General features: G+C 72.8%; 9 protein-coding genes. 4 read left to right on the top strand and 5 right to left on the bottom strand.

Translation table 11 applies throughout. The annotated features are described in order from the left end of the window. Positions 1–44 precede the first annotated feature (44 nt). The 3 genes from ACE1OA_RS09330 to eccE all read right to left on the bottom strand — a co-directional run bounded on the left by ACE1OA_RS09330 (position 45) and on the right by eccE (position 5,659). Positions 45–3,275, bottom strand: coding sequence for an SCO5717 family growth-regulating ATPase (locus ACE1OA_RS09330; RefSeq protein WP_432752626.1), 3,231 nt, complete (start codon positions 3,273–3,275; stop codon positions 45–47). Between the two features lie 228 nt (positions 3,276–3,503). After that, complete coding sequence (locus ACE1OA_RS09325; protein WP_432752625.1) at positions 3,504–4,334, bottom strand: hypothetical protein; 831 nt, start codon at positions 4,332–4,334, stop codon at positions 3,504–3,506. Further along, positions 4,334–5,659 (bottom strand): type VII secretion protein EccE, encoded by a 1,326-nt coding sequence (gene eccE / locus ACE1OA_RS09320; protein ID WP_432752624.1) that lies wholly within the window; start codon positions 5,657–5,659, stop codon positions 4,334–4,336. The genes ACE1OA_RS09325 and eccE overlap by 1 nt, the downstream gene beginning before the upstream one ends. A 191-nt stretch (positions 5,660–5,850) precedes the next feature. Between eccE and eccB the strand changes: the two genes are divergently transcribed. The 4 genes from eccB to ACE1OA_RS09300 all read left to right on the top strand — a co-directional run bounded on the left by eccB (position 5,851) and on the right by ACE1OA_RS09300 (position 9,589). Then, complete coding sequence (eccB, locus tag ACE1OA_RS09315; protein ID WP_356609352.1) at positions 5,851–7,416, top strand: type VII secretion protein EccB; 1,566 nt, start codon at positions 5,851–5,853, stop codon at positions 7,414–7,416. A gap of 73 nt (positions 7,417–7,489) precedes the next feature. After that, a complete protein-coding gene (gene mycP, locus ACE1OA_RS09310; RefSeq protein ID WP_356609368.1) occupies positions 7,490–8,704 on the top strand; it encodes a type VII secretion-associated serine protease mycosin in 1,215 nt (404 codons plus the stop codon). 193 nt (positions 8,705–8,897) lie between these two features. Next, positions 8,898–9,236, top strand: a complete 339-nt coding sequence (locus tag ACE1OA_RS09305) for a WXG100 family type VII secretion target (RefSeq protein WP_147979971.1) — start codon at positions 8,898–8,900, stop codon at positions 9,234–9,236. A 56-nt stretch (positions 9,237–9,292) separates the two neighbouring features. Further along, positions 9,293–9,589, top strand: a complete 297-nt coding sequence (locus ACE1OA_RS09300) for a WXG100 family type VII secretion target (RefSeq protein ID WP_147979972.1) — start codon at positions 9,293–9,295, stop codon at positions 9,587–9,589. A gap of 87 nt (positions 9,590–9,676) precedes the next feature. Here the strand turns inward: ACE1OA_RS09300 and ACE1OA_RS09295 are convergent, their stop codons facing one another. Together ACE1OA_RS09295 and eccCa are read right to left on the bottom strand one after the other, a co-directional pair. Beyond that, on the bottom strand, positions 9,677–9,922 hold the full coding sequence (locus ACE1OA_RS09295) for a DUF397 domain-containing protein (protein WP_147979973.1): 246 nt from the start codon (positions 9,920–9,922) through the stop codon (positions 9,677–9,679). Positions 9,923–10,182: 260 nt separating this feature from the next. Next, positions 10,183–14,139 (bottom strand): type VII secretion protein EccCa, encoded by a 3,957-nt coding sequence (gene eccCa, locus ACE1OA_RS09290; protein WP_356609349.1) that lies wholly within the window; start codon positions 14,137–14,139, stop codon positions 10,183–10,185. Between the last annotated feature and the right edge of the window lie 17 nt (positions 14,140–14,156).

Raw genomic sequence — 14,156 nt, 5'->3', positions numbered from 1 at the left:
CGGGGAGCCGATGCGGAGCCTCATTGGTCCAGTCCTCTGACGCCTTACTGTTGAGGGGCTGGCGGAGCCTGCGGGGGTGCCTGCGGAGGCTGCTGCTGCGGCCATCCGGCGGGCGGTACAGGAGCCTGCTGATCCGCTTGCGGCGGGGCGGGCTGCTGCTGCCAGCCCTGCGGCATTCCGGGCTGCCCCGGCTGCTGCGGAGCGGCGTACTGGCCGGGCTGGCCGTGCTGCTGCGGGTACGGCTGCTGCGGGGCCTGCGGGTGGCCTCCCGGGGCGCCGTACGGCTGCCCGGGCTGCGGGGCCTGGGGCGCGTACGGCTGCTGCTGTCCCGGGACACCGGGCTGGCCGTAGTGCGGCGGGTACGGCTGCTGGCCGGGCTGGCCGGGCTGGCCGGGGTACGGCTGGGGCTGACCGGGCATCGGCGGGGCCATGTGCGGCGGCAGACCGCCCTGGCCGTCGCCGGTCCACAGGCCCTGGGCCTGCTGCGCCCGCGCGAAGTCCTCCGCGACCATCGCCGACAGGTTGAAGTACGCCTCGCGGGTCTTCGGACGCATCATGTCGAGGTCGACCTCGGCGCCCGCGGACAGGTGCTCGTCGAACGGCACCACGACGACCCCCCGGCAGCGCGTCTGGAAGTGCTGCACGATGTCGTCGACCTTGATCATCTTGCCGGTCTCGCGGACACCCGAGATGACCGTGATCGACCGCTGCACCAGCTCCGCGTACCCGTGCGCGGAGAGCCAGTCGAGCGTGGTCGAGGCACTGGACGCACCGTCGACGGACGGCGTCGAGATGATGATCAGCTGGTCGGCGAGGTCGAGCACACCGCGCATCGCGCTGTAGAGCAGACCGGTGCCCGAGTCGGTGAGGATGATCGGGTACTGCTTGCCCAGGACGTCGATCGCCCGCCGGTAGTCCTCGTCGTTGAACGTCGTCGACACGGCCGGGTCCACGTCGTTGGCGATGATCTCCAGACCGCTGGGCGCCTGCGAGGTGAAGCGCCGGATGTCCATGTACGAGTTGAGGTACGGGATCGCCTGGACGAGGTCACGGATGGTGGCCCCGGTCTCGCGCCGCACCCGGCGGCCGAGCGTGCCGGCGTCCGGGTTGGCGTCGATCGCCAGGATCTTGTCCTGCCGCTCGGTCGCCAGGGTCGAGCCCAGCGCGGTCGTCGTCGTGGTCTTGCCGACACCGCCCTTGAGGGAGATGACCGCGATCCGGTAGCAGGACAGGACGGGCGTGCGGATCAGGTCGAGCTTGCGCTGCCGCTCCGCCTCCTCCTTCTTGCCGCCGAGCTTGAACCGGGCCGAGGCGCCGGGAGTCCGGCTGGACTTGGCCTTCTGCTTGTTGTTGCGCAGCAGCCGGTCGGAGGACAGCTCCACGGCGGCGTTGTAGCCGAGCGGGGCGCCGGGCACGGACCGCTCCCGCTGGTCGTGCGTGACCGGCGTGGGCCAGGCGGCACCGGTCCGCGGATCGACCGGCGCCTGCGACACGTCCTGGTGCGGCACGGGTGCCTGGTAGCCCGGGGCGGGCTGTCCGGCGGCCGCCGGGGGCTGGGCACCCGGGGGCTGCGCGCCCGGGTGCGGGAAGCCGTAGCCGGGCTGCGGCGCCGGGGCGGCGGGGGTGGGCTGTCCGGGGACGGCCGGGGGCTGGGCACCCGGGTGCTGCGCGCCCGGGTGCGGGAAGCCGTAACCACCCTGCGGGGCGGGGGAGTCGGGGGTGGGCTGTACGGGGACGGCCGGGGGCTGGGCCCCGGGGTGCGGGAAGCCGTAGCCGGCCTGCGGCGCCGGGGCGGCGGGGGTGGGCTGTGCGGGGACGGCCGGCGGCTGGGCGCCCGGGTGCGGGAAGCCGTAACCACCGGGTGCCTGCGGCGGCACGGGCGCGGGCCCCGGCTGCCCGGGGTGCGGGAACCCGTAACCGCCCTGCGGGGCGGGGGAGTCGGCGGTGGGCTGCTGCGGGAAGCCGTAGCCGCCGGGTGCCTGCGGCGGCACGGGCGCGCCGGCGGCCGGAGTCGCGGGTGCGGGCCACGGCGCGGGTGCGGCTCCGGGCTGCGGCGCGGGCTGCGGAGCCGACGGGTCGCCCTGCGGCGCGGACGCCGGCCACTGCGGAGCGGCGGCGGGAGCGGCCGGCTGGAAGGACGGCGGCAGCGGGGGCAGCCCGGCACCGCCCTGCGGGGCGGCGGGGCTCCACTGCTCGGGGGCCGGGGGCAGGGCGGGCGGCAGCGCCGCGGCGGGCTGCCCGCCCGGCACGGCGTCCTGAGGGGGCTCGGCCGCCGCGGTCTCGTCCGCGGCCGGCGCGAGCGGAGCCGCTCCGTCCTGCGGCGCCTCGTCGGCGACCTGAGCGTCGGCGGCCTGAGCGTCGGTCGGCTCCTGGCCGAGCCGCGCCGGGTCGCCGCCCGCGGTGTCCGCCACGGGAACCTCGGACCCGTCGTCCGTCGTGCCCGCGGGCATCGGCCGAGCCGCCTCGGGAGCGTCCGCGGCGCCGGCGGCATCGGCCTCGGCCTCCGCGGAGGAGCCGGCGTCGTCGGAGGGGGTGGTCACGTCACCGGAGCCGGCCTGGACCGCCGCCGGTTCGGCGTTCGCGCCGGAGCCCGCGGCGCCGTCCGCACCGTCGGCCGGGCCTTCGCCGGAGCCGGCGGCAGCGGGCAGGTCACCGGTCTGCGCGTCCACCGTGGGAGCGGCCGGGGGCGTCTCGGACCGGGCGTTCTCGGCGCGCTCGGAGATCTCCGCCATCTCGCGCCGGAGCGCGGCGGGGGAGAAGCGCATGGTGGCACCGCTCTCCAGGTCGCCGCCCCCGAGCGAACCGCCGTCGGCGGGCGCGCTCGCGGTGACGGGCTCCGGGGCCGCCGGTGCCTGAGGGGCGGGTGCCGGTACGGGAGGAGTGGGAGGTACGGCCGCCGACGGGACGGGCGGCTGCGGCGCGGGAGCCAGTGGTGCCTGCGGTGCCTGAGGTGCCGGTGCCTGAGGCGCGTGCGGCGCCGGCGGAACGGGCGCGGGAGGCACCGGCGCGGAGGGTGCGGGAGCCTGGGGCGCGGGAGCCCAGTTGGGCTCGAAACCGCTGCCCGCGGGGAGCCCCGGCACGGCGACGGGGGCACCGGTCGGCGGCGGGGCGGTGGCGCCCGCCGTGCCCGAACCTCCCGACGCGTTCTGCGTGTACCAGGCCGGAGGGGTGTAGTCGATGGTGAACTCACCCGTCATCTCGGCGGGATCCGCGTCGGACTGATCGTCGACGGGCGGATTCCAGCCCCCCCGGATCTCGTCCCGATCGCCGTTCACTTTGCCTCCTGGTGTGGTCGCGCACCCTTGTGCCGTCGTGGGCGGGCCCTTCCCACCCTAATCGCCATCCGTGTCGGTGGGGCAGGGCCGTCGGCCCGCCCGCGCCCGTCCCCCGGGGTCAGGTCTCGCCCTCAAGTGACCTACCCGCGCCGCAGAGTGAACACCCCGGCGATCCCATGGCGATCCAAAACGGTACATAAACGGACGGACTTGAAGGCATTCGTGTCTTCAGTCCATGCGGCGCGCGCTGCCCAACAATCCGGTCTCGGCGTCGGTCGCCTGCGTCATCACGAACTGCCGGTCGCTCGGCGTGCACCACAGGGTCACGCCGTCGGCCAGCGTCGAGAGCGCCTCCGACTCACCGCGCGGCAGTCCCATGATCCGGCCGATCTGCGTCGCCTCGTCCGGGGACACCCGCTGGACGCCGACGAGCGAGGACTTCTCCAGGAGCCGGGGCGCCACCGGGCTCAGATACGGGAGCAGCGTCACCACCGACTGCCAGGGACCGGACACGACCCGGCCGCGCGGCGGACGCATGCCGCAGTCCCGCACCACGACCACCGGGCTGCCTGCCGACGCGCCCTGCGGCGGCACCCGGCCGACGTCGTGCAGCGTGATACACGGCTGGCCGCCCCCGGCTGCCTGCGCGAGAGCGGTCCACGCCTGGGTGCGCCCGGTCTCCACCGCGATGCGGGCACCGGTCGCGGCGGCGCGCAGGGCGATGACCTGGGCCGTCCACAGGCCGCCGATCAGCGTGACCTCGTACGGAGTGGGCCGGTTGATGCCCAGGACCGCCGGCCGGCTCTCGGCGTCCACGCCGATGACCAGGCCGTCGTCGCCGACCGGCAGGGTCAGTGCGCCCAGTTGGTCGAGCGGTACGGCGTGACGGTCGCGGCGCGGGCCCACGAGCCCGAAGCCGAACCGCGGCCGTGCCGACCGCCCCGAACGCCGGCCGGAAGCCGAACTCCCGCCCGTGCCGCGCGAGGACGGCGCGGGCGCCGGCGGCGGGTAGGCGGACGACGGGTAGGAAGAAGAGGGAGAGGCAGAGGGGTAGGACATCAGCGCGCACCTCCGAGCGGCAGCGAGGCCAGCATTCCCGGGACCTGTTCGCGGTCGAGCCGCACCAGACCCGTCTTCACCCCGCGCGCCGCGCGCTCCAGTTCGTGGCGGGCCGCGACCAGTTCCTCGTCGCTCCGGCCGGTGATGCGCACGTGGCCGGTCACCGTTACCTCCTGGCGGTCGCCGCCGCTCAGGGTCAGGCTGAACGTCGTCGCCAGTGCCGGGAGCGAGGTCAGCAGCGCGATCAGCTGCGGCATCGAGGCGCCGGCGCCGCCGCCCGCCCCGCCCAACTGGGGCCAGCGCCCGACCCAGTACGTCGTGTGCCGCCGGTCGTCGACCCGCCAGGTCCGCGCGGTCTCCTGGGTGCGGCGCGCCTGCGCCTGCCCCCGGCCCGCCTGGGCGATGGCCATCGGGCTCGCGCAGGTCGAGGTGGCGATCGCCGCCGTCAGCTCCTGCTCGGTCAGCACCGTCGCCCGGAAGCCCGCTCCGGCCAGCCGGCTGGCCAGCTGGTCCGCCGCGCGCACCACGCACTTCTGCGCGCCCTCCATGCCGCCGCCGCGGGCGGCGACCGCCTCCGGGCACAGCTCGGGGTCGAGCTTCAGCGCGATCCAGGTGATGCGCAACGCCGGCGACCCCGTCTGGGCCTGCAGCGGCGCGTAGTTGCGGGCCGCCATCGACTGCGCGGGCAGGTGCGGAGCGGGCGCGGGCTGGGTGTGCTGGACGATCTGGGCGGACTCCAGCCGGATGCCGTCGACCTCCAGCGTGTCCCGGACGAGCGCGACGGGCAGCGGCCGGGCCGAGCGGTCGGGGCGCAGCGCCGTGGCGTCGGACTCGACGCGCACGACCGCGGTGAGGAAGGTGCCGTCGCCGATCATCCCGACCGGACGGCGGTCCCGGTCGCTGTACGCGTAGGTGCGCAGGGCCGGATCGCACTCCACCACCGGTGCCAGGCCCGGCTCCGTGCCCTCCGGCACGACGAGCGCGGCGGCGCGGCGGGTGCGCGCGCGCAGCGCCAGGAAGGTGGTCAGCCACTCCGGCATCGAGCGGCGGTGCCGGCGCACGACGGCCAGCAGGACGAGCAGCGCCGCGACCACACCGGCGGGGACCAGCAACAACGGCTCCACGACCCAGGCCACGAGCAGCAACGCGGCCGCGACCTCAATCAGTACGAGTTGTTGCAATCGGAACGATCCGAAGTGTCCCGGTCGTGCCTGCAGTCGCGGAGAGACCGATGCCGGAGCCCCCGGACCGTCGGTCGAAGGCTGCGTCCGAGGCGCGGAGGAGGGTGCCCCCGCAGCGGACCGTGTCCGCGTCGCGGATGCCATCATGGAGAATCCCCCCAATTCGTCCCGATCACCCCTGGCCCGCCAGGGCTTTGGCGGCTGGATCACCCTACCCGCCCCACAAGCACCGTCGGACAGCAGGCATAGTAGGGGGCCGGTCCGACAGCCGGGGCCCGGGTGCCATGCTCCCCGGATCCGTCGGTGAAGACTGCGCCTGACGAAAATGGGGACTCATGGCATCACGGCGGGACGAGCTCAACGCGTACACCTTTGCGAAGAAGCGCACGGTGGCCGCATTTCTCCAACCCTCTCCCTCGGGTACGGAGGAGGGGGCGCCGAGGCCGCTGCGCGCGGTCGTGCCGGGCCTCATCGTCGGCGCACTGGTGCTCGCCGGCTTCGGCGCCTGGGGCATGTTCAGCCCCAAGGCGCCCAAGGGCTGGGACAAGCCCGGCACCAAGGTGATCGTGGGCAAGCAGTCGACGACCCGGTACGTCGTGCTCACCACCGGCAAGGGCAGCGGCAAGAAGACGCTGCTCCACCCCGTCCTCAACCTCGCGTCCGCCCGGCTCCTGCTCACCCCGCAGGAGTTCGCCGTCATCCAGGTCGACGACAAGGTGCTCGACGGGGGCAACCCGCCGCGCGGCCCGATCCTCGGCATCCCGTACGCGCCCGACCGTCTCCCCGGCGCCGACGAGGCCGGCCGGGCCAAGCGCTGGGCGGTGTGCGAACAGCCCGGCGGCGGCAAGGGATCCAGCGTCCAGAAGGCGACCTTCGTCTTCGCCGAACGGGACTTCAAGCGCACCGAGGGCAAGGGCGAGAAGCTCGGCGACGGGCAGATCCTGTACGTCAAGGGGCAGAAGGACAACGCCCGCTACCTCGTCGACCACACCGGGACGAAGTACGCGGTGCCCGGCGACCCGGCCCAGTCGGCCGGTCTCACCACCGCGCTCGTCGGCCTCAACAAGGAACCGCAGCAGGTCACCGACGACTGGCTCGCCACCCTGCACACCGGCAGTCCCGTCGAGTTCCCGCAGATCCCCGGCCAGGTCGGCACCGCCGCCGGGATCGGCGGCGCGGGCGGGAACGGACTGAGCCAGACCGAGGACCGGGTCGGCATGGTCCTGCTCGCCCAGACCGGTTCCGGACCGCAGCACTACGTCGTCCTGCCGGGCAAGGTGCAGCCGGTGTCCGACTTCACCGCCTGGCTGCTCATCAACTCCCCGCAGACCGACACCCTGGACATGGACGGCAAGGCCACCACGGTCGACGCGGCGTCCTTCACGCCCGACTCCGGCACGTTCGGGGCCGAACGGCGCTGGCCCACCCGCAAGTCGACCCAGGTCAACGCGGCGACGGGCGACGGTGCCCGCGACACCGTGTGCAGCGTGCTCAACAAGGTCGACGACAAGGGCCGCACCACCCTGACCACCTGGGCCGGCACGAAGTACCCGGCCGAGATCACCGCCGGCGGCACCAGCACCTACGTCACGCCCGGCAGCGGCCTGCTCTACACCCAGGTGCAGGGCAACCAGACCAAGCCGGACGGCTCGCTGTTCCTCGTGACCGACACCGGACTGCGCTACGCGGTCCAGGCGAACGGCGACAGCGACGCCGCGCACTCCGACATCGGTGCCGGGGAGAACAAGCAGACCGACGGCCGCCCGGAACCGAGCGAGGCGCAGAGTCGTCTCGGCTACGAGAAGGTGACGCCGGTCCTCGTCCCGATCACCTGGTCGGAGTTCCTGTCCAAGGGGCCGAGACTGGACACCAACAGCGCGCGTCAGCCGCAGGGTTCCTGAGGGGGTGGCACGGGTGACGACGTACCGAGGCGCGGCCCTGCTCGCCGCCACGGCCCTGACGGGCCTCCTCGCGATGCCCCAGCCCGCGTACGCCGCCGGCGGCCCGGGCGACGGCGCGGCCGGCCCGGCCGTGGGCGGGCTCGACGGCAGCGGCGAGTGCACCTTCCCGATGAAGAAGCAGATCGAGGGCATCCCCTGGTCGCTCCAGCGGGTGCTCCTGGACGAGCTCTGGCAGGACACCAAGGGCAAGGGCGTCCGCGTCGCCGTCATCGACACCGGCGTCGACGACGTCAACCCGCAGCTGAAGACCGCGGTGGACGCGAAGGCGGGCAAGGACTACCTCAAGCCCGACAAGGACAACCCGGGGCCGGGTGACGAGAAGCGCGGCAAGACCGACGGCACGGTCGACGAGGTCGGCCACGGCACGAAGGTCGCGGGGATCATCGCCGCCCGCCCGCGCCCGGGCACCGGCTTCGTCGGGCTCGCGCCCGAGGCGACGATCATCCCGATCCGCCAGAACGACGAGAAGAACAGCGGCAAGTCCGACACGATGGCCCAGGCGATCGACCACGCGGTCGCCAAGGGCGCCCAGGTCATCAACATCTCCCAGGACACCACGCAGCCGCTGAGCGCCGACTCCTCGATGGCCAAGGCGGTGGCCAGGGCCCTCGCCAAGGAGGTCGTGGTCGTCGCCTCCGCGGGCAACGACGGCATGGACGGCAAACTGAAGAACACGTACCCCGCCGCCTTCCCCGGGGTGCTCGCCGTCGCGTCCTCCGACCGCAACAACGAACGCGCCGCGTTCTCCCAGTCCGGCACGTTCGTGGGCGTCGCGGCGCCCGGTGTCGACATGGTGTCCACCGTGCCCGGCGGCGGCCAGTGCGTCGACAACGGCACCAGCTTCTCGGCCCCGTACGTCGCCGGTGTCGCCGCCCTGCTGCGCGCCAAGTACAAGGACTGGACGGCCGCCGAGATCGTGGCCCGTATCGAGCAGACCGCGGTGCGGTCCGTCAACGGCCGTGACAATCACGTGGGTTGGGGCGTCGTCGATCCGGTCCGCGCGCTCGCCGACGGAGCCGAGCGGCAGTCGCAGCCCGTCCCCGACCCCGGCCCGCCCAAAGCGCCCGCGCCCGAACCGGCCCATCTGGCCCTGACGGAGACGCCGCAGGAGCGGACCGAACGACTCGCCACCTACGCCCTCGGCATCGGTGGTGTGCTGGTGGCGGTGGTCGCCACGACCGCCATCGTGATCCGCGACAGCAGGCGCCGTCACGGAGTCGCCCGATGAACCGAATCACCAAGTACCGGTTCGGTACTTTGCAGTTGGAACTGTCGTATCAACTGGCTAGAGTGACCGTCGGGTGGTGCACGACAGTGCAGTGACCCAGCACGGGGGCGGCATCAAGAGATTCCCGTCCGAATCAGCATCGGAAGGCCCGACGGCAGCGACCGTCGACGTCACCGAAGGAAGAAGGGGCAAGATGTCGAAAGACCTGAACGTAACCAGTGCCGAACAGACCAAGCTCGCCGGCCGGATCCAGGACTTCCACGACGAGCTGCAGTCTCGCATCACCTCGCTCAACGGCGTCGTGGACCGCATCCAGGCGGGCTGGCAGGGTGCGGCCAGCAAGGAGTACGACCGGGTCCAGAACGACCTCAACCTGCGCCTGAAGAACATGCGCGTCGAGCTCATCAAGCTCGAAGAGGTCATGCGCATGAGCGCCGACGGCTTCACGCGCGAGGAGGAGGACCGCATCCGCGGCTTCCGCAAGATGGACGACACCAGCCAGGGTCAGAGCGCCATCCTCGGCATGGCCTGAGGCTCCGGGCCCGGCCACTCTCCTTCCTCGTCTCTCTCACCTCAGGAGCCAAGAACATGACGACTGCCGTCAATTACGACACCGTGACGCAGGCGGCGGGCGACGTCCGCCTCACCTCCACCCAGCTCACCCAGAAGCTGGAGGACCTCATGACCGAGGTCAACCGCGTCGCCTCCAACTGGGACGGTGAGGCCAAGACCGCGTACCGCGAGAGCCAGGACCGCCTCACCCGTGACATGTCGGGCATGAACCAGGACCTCATGCGCATCGCGCAGCTGCTCGACGAGTCCGTCATCGGTTACCGGGACACCGACAAGGGCAACGCGGCCCGGTTCCGCATGAACATGGGATGAGATCACGCGTCCCCGCGTGAGGGGGTGGCCCGTTCCGGCGGTCCACCCCCTCACGCATGTCCGCCGCGGAAAGGCTTCCGAAGGGGCCTACGTGAGGTCGAACTCCCCGTCCCGGGCGCCCAGGACGAAGGCGTCCCACTCGGCCTTCGTGTACCGCAGCACGGTCTCCTTGTCGAGCGACGACCGCATGGCCACGGCCCCCTCCGGCAGGTGCGCGATCTCGACGCGCTCCTCGTCCGGACTCGTCCCGGGCGCGCCCAGCCACTCGACCCCGGAGATGTCGAGCGCGTACAGCGCTTCCTTCTGACGTTCCTTCTCGCCGGCGTCGGCCATGGCGGGTCCCTTCGCGGTCGTACGGACGAGCTGCGTCCGCCAGCCTAGGGCAACGGTCCCGCGCCGACAGATCACTCGAACGGGCCCTTCCGCTTATCGCCGGCGGCCGTACGCGCGAACGGTTCGGCACCGAGGACCCGAGGCGCGAGGGCCCGACGCACCGAGGGCCGGGGGACGGGCCGCCAGCCACGGCGCCCGTCCCCCGGCCCTCGCACGATCCGCCGGCAGGGCCCCCTCGGGGTCCCCGCCGGCGCGGCCCGCTACGTCCGGTCCGGCAGCCAGCCCAGCTGCACCAGCGGCGTACCCCGCTTGCGGGAGACGAAGGTGCCGCGGCCCGGAGGCATCGGCCGGGCACGGACGTTGCCCAGGATGTCGCCCTCGCTCGGGTCGCCGGAGAGGAGGACGCCCTGCGCGCCCAGCTCCTTCGCGCGCTGCATGAAGGGCTCGTACATCGCCCGCGACGCGCCCGCCGCGCTGCGCGCCACGATGAAGCGGATACCCACGTCCCGCGCGAACGGCAGGTTCTCCACCAGCACCTGGAGCGGGTTCGTCGAGTTCGTCGCGACCAGCTCGAAGTCGTCGACCAGCACGAACAGCTGAGGACCCGTCCACCAGCTGCGGTCCCGCAGCTGCTGCGGGGTGATGTCCGGCTTCGGAGCCCGCTTCGTCATCACCGTGTTGATCGCGTCCATGTGCATCTGCATGGCGGACGCCATCGGCGCGTACTCCAGCAGGTGCGAGGGCGCGACCGCCTCCAGCATCGTGCGCCGGTAGTCGCCGACCACGATCCGCGCCTGCTCCGGCGTGTACCGCTCGCACAGCTGCTTCGCGATCAGCCGGAGCAGCGCCGTCTTACCGGACTCGCTCTCGCCGAAGATCAGGAAGAACGGATCCGTCTCGAAGTCGACGAACACCGGCTCCAGGTTCGTCTCGTCGATGCCGATCGCGATGCCGTGCTGCGGGTACTCGAAGCCCTTCGGCAGCTGCTCCGCCGGCAGCCGCCGCGGCAGCAGCCGCACGGCCGGGGCCGGGGCGCCCGCCCAGGAGCTCTTCGCCGCCTGCACGAACGCCGCCGTGCCGTCCGACAGGTCGCCCGCCGAACTCGACCCGTCGATCCGCGGCAGCGCGCCCATGAAGTGCAGCTTCTCCGGCACCTGACCGCGACCCGGGACACCCGCCGGCACGTTGGCCGCCACCTTGCGGTCGAACTCGGAGTCCATGACGTCGCCGAGCCGCAGCTCCAGCCGGCCGAGCATCTGGTCCTTCAGCGCGGCCCGCACCTCCATGTACCGGGCCGCGGTGATCACCACGTGGATGCCGTAGCCGAGACCCCGAGCCGCGATGTCCGAGACGACCGGCTCCAGCATGTCGTAGTCGTTGCGGAAGCCGCCCCAGCCGTCGACGACCAGGAAGACGTCTCCCCAGGCCTCGCCGGGCAGTTCACCCGCGGCGCGCTTGCGCCGGTAGGTCGCGATCGAGTCGATGTTGTTCGACCGGAAGAACTCCTCGCGCCGGTTCAGCACGCCGAGCACCTCGGCGACCGTCCGCCGCACCCGCTCCGGGTCCAGCCGGGACGCGACCCCGCCGACGTGCGGCAGGTCGGCCAGCGACACCATGCCGCCGCCACCGAAGTCCAGTACGTAGAACTGCACCTCGGCCGGGGTGTGGGTCAGCGCGAACGACGAGACCAGCGTGCGCATCAGCGTCGACTTGCCCGACTGCGGACCGCCGACCACCATCATGTGGCCCGCCGCACCGGAGAAGTCCCGGTACAGCACCTCGCGCCGCTGCTCGAAGGGCTTGTCGATGAGGCCCAGCGGCACCGTCAGACCGCCCGGCCGCGTGTACTCCGTCGCCGTCAGACCCCGGTCCGCGGTCTGCGCGAGCCCCGGCAGCAGCTGGTCCAGCGAGGGCGCCTGGTCCAGCGGCGGCAGCCACACCTGGTGGGCCGGCACGCCCTGCCCCTCCAGCCGGCGCACGATCACGTCGAGGACGGTGTCCGCGAGCGCCTCGTCCTCCTCCTCGCGCTGCGCCGTCAGGTACGCCGGGTCGGGCGCCGCGTACACCACCGGCACCGGAGAGGCCGTGAAGAGCGCGGGGCGCCGCTCGATCGGCAGCTGCCCGGCCGCGAGCCGCGGCCCGCCCGTCCGGTACGTGCCCGAGACGTACGCCGCCTTGAAGCGGGTCATCTCGTCCGTGCCGAACTTCAGATAGCCCGAACCCGGCACCGACGGCAGGTGGTAGGCGTCCGGGACGCCGATCGCCGTACGCGACTCAGCCGCCGAGAACGTCCGCAGACCGATCCGGTACGACAGGTACGTGTCGAGGCCGCGGAGCTTGCCCTCCTCCAGACGCTGCGAGGCCAGCAGCAGATGGACACCCAGCGACCGGCCGATACGGCCGATCTGGATGAACATGTCGATGAAGTCGGGCTTGGCGGTGAGGAGTTCGGAGAACTCGTCGATGACCAGGACCAGCGAGGCAAGCGGCTCCAGCGGAGCGCCCGCCGCCCGCGCCTTCTCGTAGTCGTGGATGTTGGCGTAGTTGCCCGCCGAGCGCAGCAGCTCCTGACGGCGCTGCAGCTCACCGCGGATCGCGTCGCCCATGCGGTCGACCAGCGTCAGGTCGTCGGACAGGTTGGTGATGACCGCGGCGACGTGCGGCATCTGGGACATGCCCGCGAACGTCGCACCGCCCTTGAAGTCCGCGAGGACGAAGTTCAGCGTCTCCGAGGAGTGCGTCACCGCCAGACCCAGGACCAGCGTGCGCAGCAGCTCCGACTTGCCGGAACCCGTCGCGCCCACGCACAGGCCGTGCGGGCCCATGCCCTCCTGCGCGGCCTCCTTGAGGTCCAGCATGACCGGCTGGCCGTCCTCGCCGACACCGATCGGCACCCGCAGCCGCTCGGCCACCGAGCGGGGCCGCCAGGTCCGCGCGACGTCCACCGAACCCGCGTCGCCGAGGTTCAGCAGATCCGTGAAGTCCAGGTTGGCGAGCAGCGGTTCGTCGTCGTCCCCGCCGCCCATCCGCAGCGGGGCGAGCTGACGCGCCAGCGCCTCGGCGGCCGGCAGCGAGATCCCGTCCGGCACCCCCTCGTACGCGTAGCCGCCGCCCGACTCCAGGCGCAGCCGGCCCGGCCGCACCACGACGGACAGCCCGCCGCGCGGTTCGTCGAGCTCACCGGACACCACCTCGACGATGGTCACGCCCTGCAGGCCCTCCGGCGCCGCCAGCAGCGAGTCCGGCGGCACCATCCCGCCGTCGAGGACGACGACGACATGCGGCTGGTCCAGCACCGGCTGGTTGTCGCGGCTGAACCGCGGACGCCCGTCCAGGCGCGAGCGGACCATCTGCTCCAGCTCGCCCAGGTCGTCGCCGAACAGCCGCTTCGTGCCCGCCCCGTCGACCTGCGCGGCGACCTGCGTGTGCGGCAGCCACTTCGTCCAGTCCCAGCGTTCCTGCGCGTTCCGCGCGGCCACCACCGCGAGCATCAGGTCGTCGGGGGAGTGCAGCGTCACCAGCTGGGAGACCAGACCGCGCGCCGCGGCCTGCGCCGCCTCCGGGTCACCGGAGACCGTCACGTGGTAGAAGGCCCGCATGGAGACGGCCATCGGCAGTCCGTCCAACGAGCCGTGCACGGCCAGGAACTGCTGCATCGCGCCCGCGCAGAGCGGCTCCAGCTCGTCCACCGGCGCGGTGTCCGGCGCCACCAGCGGCGTCGCCAGCTGCTGCGTGCCGAGGCCGATCCGCACCTGCCCGAAGTCGTTGTCGCCCACCCGGCGTTCCCACACCCGCGAGCCCTCGGCCACCACGGACCACAACTGCTCGGGGGCGGGGTGCAGATAGAGCTGGGCGTCCCGCTGCCGGCGCGCCGTGCGCCGCACCGTACGCCGCGTCTGGGCGAGGTATTTGAGGTAGTCGCGCCGGACATCGGCAATTTGCCCCTGCGTACCCTTCCGGAACCGCACGAGCTGGGCGATGACCATGCCGACCGTCGAGACCAGCATCAGGATGCCCATGATGCGCATGAACGGATGCGCTCCCGGCATGAAGAAGAACACCACCGAGGAGCCCATGCCGAGCATCGGAAGGAGCTGCATCAGCATGCCTTCCTGCTGCCCCCGCGGGAGTTCGGGCGGCGACTCCAGGACCAGTTCCTCACCGGGCACTTCCGGAGGAAGGGACCTCGGCGGTCGTTTGACGACGATCTGGCTCACCGGAGCATCAATCCCTC

This window comes from Streptomyces sp. JL2001, from assembly GCF_050917515.1.
Lineage (GTDB): Bacteria > Actinomycetota > Actinomycetes > Streptomycetales > Streptomycetaceae > Streptomyces.
This window is presented reverse-complemented; position numbering and strand designations above follow the sequence as displayed.